The following is a 4,408-nucleotide window of genomic DNA, read 5'->3' on the forward strand; positions in this document are numbered from 1 at the left end:
GACGCGGTGGGTGCTCTTCAACGAGCTCAAGGCGACGGGGCTTCCCGTCGAGACGTGGAGCGGCGCTCAGACGAAGCTCAACCGCCATGCGTTCGGCGTGGAGAAGGAGCATTGGCTCGATGCGCTCTGCGTGGGACGGATCAACGGCGTGGTGATTCCGAAGGGACTCAACGTCCTGGAGATCAAATGCACGGGGCGCGGGAGCTACCAACGCACGCGCGTCACGAAGTACGGCTTCCCGCGCGGGTATCTGATGCGGCGGAAGTTCGTTCACGGCTTCGTCACCGGCGACATGGTGGAGGCGAACGTCCCCAAGGGGAAGAAGGCCGGCCTGAGGTGCGGCCGCGTTGTGGTGCGCGCCTCAGGTTCCTTCAACATCCAGACGCCGGAGGGCGTCATTCAAGGCGTCAGTTGGAAATACTGCCGGCTGATCTCACTCAACGACGGATATGGGTATGCGTGGTTGCGCCCCGCACCTCATTCCTCCCCTGCCTGAAGTCAGGGGTCTCCTGAGTTTTTTTGACGAGGACGGCGCTTCCTCCCCTGTCTGAAGACATAGGTTTCCTCGCCGATTTTCTATGAAGCGCGGGCAGGGCGCGCGCACGCCCCGAAGCGCTGCCGCCGGCCGCGTTCCGCCCGTCCGGTCGTTATTTAAATCGGACCGCATCAGGGTGTTAAAGACAAGTCAACGAAAAAACGATTTGTCAACTAAATAACGTTCCGATTAATAACTTACCCAAGAAGCGGGCTGATCCAAGCTCACCGCGTGAGGTCGTATTCCGGGCGGTAGGTCGTGGACTTGACGTCCACGAGGCCGAGGACCGTGTGCCAGAGGCTCTCCTGCGTCACCTCGCCCGAAGCGCGGGCCCGGAGCTTCTCGCGGCTGATGTGGAAGGTCTTCGCCCATCCGTCGTTCATCCAGAAGACGGCGGGCACCTGGGTCTGTTCGGCCGGAGCCATCCACCACGGAGCGCCGTGCAGGAAGAGGCCTGACTCACCGAGCGACTCACCGTGGTCAGAGAGGTATAGAAGCCCCGCGTCGATGCGGTTCGAGGCACCCTCGAGCGTGCGGATCATTTCTGCGAGGACGTGGTCCGTGTAGCGGATCGAGTTGTCGTAGGCGTTCACGACCGTCTCGCGCGGGCAGCCGCCCAAATCCGCGTCGGTGCATTCGGGCCGGAAGGCCTTCCTGGCGTCGTCCGAACGCCGGTAGTAGGCGGGCCCGTGCGACCCCATCATGTGGAGGAAGAGTACGGTTGGGCGGTCGGCGGGGAGAACTTCGAGTTCGCGCTTCAATTCATCCACGAGCGCCGCGTCCATGCATTCCCCGTCGGGGCAGTTCTTCGGGTCGGCGGCCTGACGGGTCGGGACGCCCGCGCAGGCGCCCTTGCACCCCGACTGGTTGTCCACCCAGAGGACGTTCACGCCCGCACGGTGCAGCAGCGCCGGGAGCTGCTCCTCGGAGAGGATGCGTTCGCGGTTGTAGTCGCTCCGGCCGATGCGGCTCATCATGCAGGGCAGCGACACGTCCGTCGACGTCCCGCAGGCGGTGACGTGGGGGAAGTTGAGGACGGGGAGCGTCTTGAGTTCGGGCGTCGTGTCGCGGGCGTACCCGTTGAGGCCCCAGTTCTGCGCGCGGGCGGTCTCGCCCACCACGACCACGAGGACGGCAGGCCGCGTGACCTTGGCTTCGAGCTTCGGCGCCGGGTCCACGATGATCCTCGGGCGGTTCAGTTCGGGGGAGGCGTCTGCGGCGAGGGTCCTCAGGCCCGAGTAGAAGACGTTCACCGGCGCGATCTGGTAGCGCAGCGTCTTGTCCTGGCGCATCGCGCCCGCGAAGGACTGGAAGTTGAGGCCGATCACGGCGACGCCGAGGGCGGCGAGCCCCACGGCCTTGCCCGTGCGCCCGAGCGTCTTCAGGGTCGCCTTCCCGAAGCCCGGCTTCAGGCGGCCGTTCGGGATCTCGCCCACGAGGCCGAGCCAGAGGACCGGAATCAGGGCGGCCAAGAAGACGCAGGCCGAGCGCCCGGAGAGGTAGCCCAAGGCCTCGCGGCTGTCCGTCGCGATGAAGTTGCGCACCATGTCCGGCGTCATCGTCGTGCCGTAGAGGTAGAGCGCGGCGAAGGCGGCCGCACCGGTGATGTTCGAGACGAGCAGCAGCCCCCGGCAGACGCGGCGCGGGAAGAGCGCAAAGAGTTCAATGAGCGCGGCGGAGATGAAGATGAAGGCGAGCGCGGCCCCTGCAGCGAGCGTGAGGGTCGAAGCCGTGGCGACGCCCGAGGCCGAGCCCACGCCCGCGAGGTGCGAGAGCATCGGCGCGTCGAAGAAGAGCACCCACCAGGCGGCCGTGCCGAAGAGCACCGCGCCCCAGGGGAGGAGGTCTCCCGGGCGCGCCTCGAGGTTCGAGGCGGCGAGAATCTTGGGTCCAAGGAGCGCGGTCACTTTGCGGGAGATCGACGCGCGGTCGAAGACGAGCACGTAGAGGAGCGCCGAGATCGTCCAGTCGATGAGGAAGGACGCGGCGACGTGGGAGACGAAGTGCGCGCCCGTCATGCAGCGCGCGATGCCGGCGGCAAGGCCCGAAGCCATGGCAAAGAGAAGCGCGAGCTTCGCGAGCCGCGGCTTGGCGTCGCGGAGCATGAAGTAGGCCGGAAGGAGGCAAAAGCCGCTTCCCGCCGCGCCCGAGGGCCAGCAGCGCCCGGGCTGCGCGAAGAAGGGGAGTCCGGGGTCCTTCACGGGCTCCTTTGCGCCGAACGCCTCGACGCTCCAGGGGCAGAAGACGCCCGTGGACTCCTTGAGCCACCAGACCGCGGTCACGCAGAGGAGGCCTGCCGCCAACGCATAGAGGGTGCGCTTCAGGCCCGCCTCGTAGTCGGCCGCCGCCTCGCCGTCGCCGCGCGCCCGCGCCGAGCGCGCACAGTGGAGCGCAAAGAAGGCGCCCGCCGCGATGCAGAGGAAGATCACGATGGAGGCCACCTTCGGCATGAAGTGCAGCCAGAATTCGAGCGACCCCATCGCGTGCCAGGGCCAGCCGCCGTCGGCGAAGAAGTTCCGCTCAACCGCGAGGTCGAAGGCGTGCGGTGGATTGGTCCAGAGCCAGACGAGGCACCAGAGGGGAAGGATCAGCCAGAGCGCGAGGCTCCAGGGGCGCACGTCCGTCTGCGGGTCGGGCGCGCAGGCGGGGACGCTGAGGGCGGAGAAGGAGAGCTTCATGGCGAAGATGCGGGCGGAAGAAACGTTTTCGATGGACAGCATTCTTCCCGCCGGACGTCAACGCCTTGTAAACAAGACGTCAAAGACCCGTCAAAAACGGTGACCGCCCTCAGTCGGGAGAGGCGCCTCCGATGCGGAGGCTCTTGGAAGCCGCGCCCGTCAAGCCGTAGACTCTCTGCGGCATCACCTGCAACAGATGGAACCTATTGCAAAGGATTTGAGCGATGGCCCTGCGCATTCTGGTGGTGGACGACCACCCCGACATTCGTGCAAATCTCCGCGACTACCTCGAGCTGCGCGGCTACTCGGTCCGGACGTGTCCGGACGCGGAGACCTGCGCCCACGCGCTCAACAACGAGGGCGCGGACCTCGTGGTTCTGGACGTGGGGCTTCCCGGCGTGGACGGCATGGCCTTCTGCCGGGAGATGCGCCGCGCGCGCGACGACACGCCGGTCCTGATGCTCACCGCCCGCGACACGGTGGACGACCGCGTCGAGGGGCTCTCGGCGGGCGCCGACGACTACCTCGTGAAGCCCTTTTCGCTGCGTGAACTGGCCGCCCGCATCGAGGCGCTCCTCAGGCGCGCCCACAAGGGCGACCCGGACCGCCTGGTTTTGGGCGGGCTCGTGCTCGACCTCGGAGCAATGACCGTGGAGCGCGACGGGGTGCCGCTCAAGGTGAATCCCACGGGCTTCAAGATCCTCAAGGTCCTCATGAAGGCGAGCCCGCGGATCGTGAGCCGCGAGGAGCTCGAAAACAAGATCTGGGGCGGCGACGCGCCCGCGTCCGACAGCCTGCGCTCGAACTTCTATCTGCTGCGTCAGGCCGTGGACAAGCCCTTCGGCCGGCCGATGCTTCACACCCACATGGGCTACGGTTGGTCGATTGCGGCGCCGGGCGAAGCGAAGACGCCCGCTGAAGGCGCCCCCGAGGACGGGGCGGAGCAGGGCGCAACGGCCGCGGGAGTGCGGCCGTGAGCGAGGTTCTCCAAAACGGCCGCCCTCCGCGGGGGCTGCCGCAGCGCATCGCCCTCGCGCTCGCAGCGCTCCTCGCGCTGGTTTCGAGCCTCTACGCCGTCGCGATCGTCGCCTCGGTGAGCTTCGCCGAGGAGGAGCTCATCTCGGGCGTCATGCACGACGACATGCTGCTCGCCCGCGAACAGTTGGAGCGGGGAGACGCCCCGCGAGGCCCCGAA

The 4,408-nt window shown here is 67.2% G+C and carries 3 protein-coding genes and 1 pseudogene; 3 read left to right on the top strand and 1 reads right to left on the bottom strand.

Annotated elements, in window-relative coordinates:
- Nucleotides 1-496 (top strand): annotated as a pseudogene (locus ACT6Y9_RS08930) (RNA-guided endonuclease IscB); the annotation flags it as partial.
- A 263-nt stretch (nucleotides 497-759) separates the two neighbouring features.
- On the opposite strand, the gene ACT6Y9_RS08935 reads toward ACT6Y9_RS08930, so the two are convergent.
- Nucleotides 760-3,255 (bottom strand): sulfatase-like hydrolase/transferase, encoded by a 2,496-nt coding sequence (locus ACT6Y9_RS08935; RefSeq protein WP_443744279.1) that lies wholly within the window; start codon nucleotides 3,253-3,255, stop codon nucleotides 760-762.
- 182 nt (nucleotides 3,256-3,437) lie between these two features.
- On the opposite strand from ACT6Y9_RS08935, the gene ACT6Y9_RS08940 reads away from it, so the two are divergent.
- Entirely contained in the window at nucleotides 3,438-4,190 is a 753-nt protein-coding gene (locus tag ACT6Y9_RS08940; RefSeq protein WP_295480654.1) for a response regulator transcription factor, read from the top strand.
- Nucleotides 4,187-4,408: hypothetical protein (locus tag ACT6Y9_RS08945; protein ID WP_443744280.1), on the top strand; the 222-nt coding region annotated here is incomplete at its 3' end. The genes ACT6Y9_RS08940 and ACT6Y9_RS08945, both read left to right, overlap by 4 nt.

Source organism: Sutterella sp. (assembly GCF_052272535.1).
Classification (GTDB): Bacteria; Pseudomonadota; Gammaproteobacteria; order Burkholderiales; family Burkholderiaceae_F; genus Sutterella.

Coding starts and splice junctions, on each gene's coding strand:
- ACT6Y9_RS08935 (WP_443744279.1), bottom strand. CDS start 3,255: ATGCTGTCCATCGAAAACGTTTCTTCCGCCCGCATCTTCGCCATGAAG.
- ACT6Y9_RS08940 (WP_295480654.1), top strand. CDS start 3,438: ATGGCCCTGCGCATTCTGGTGGTGGACGACCACCCCGACATTCGTGCA.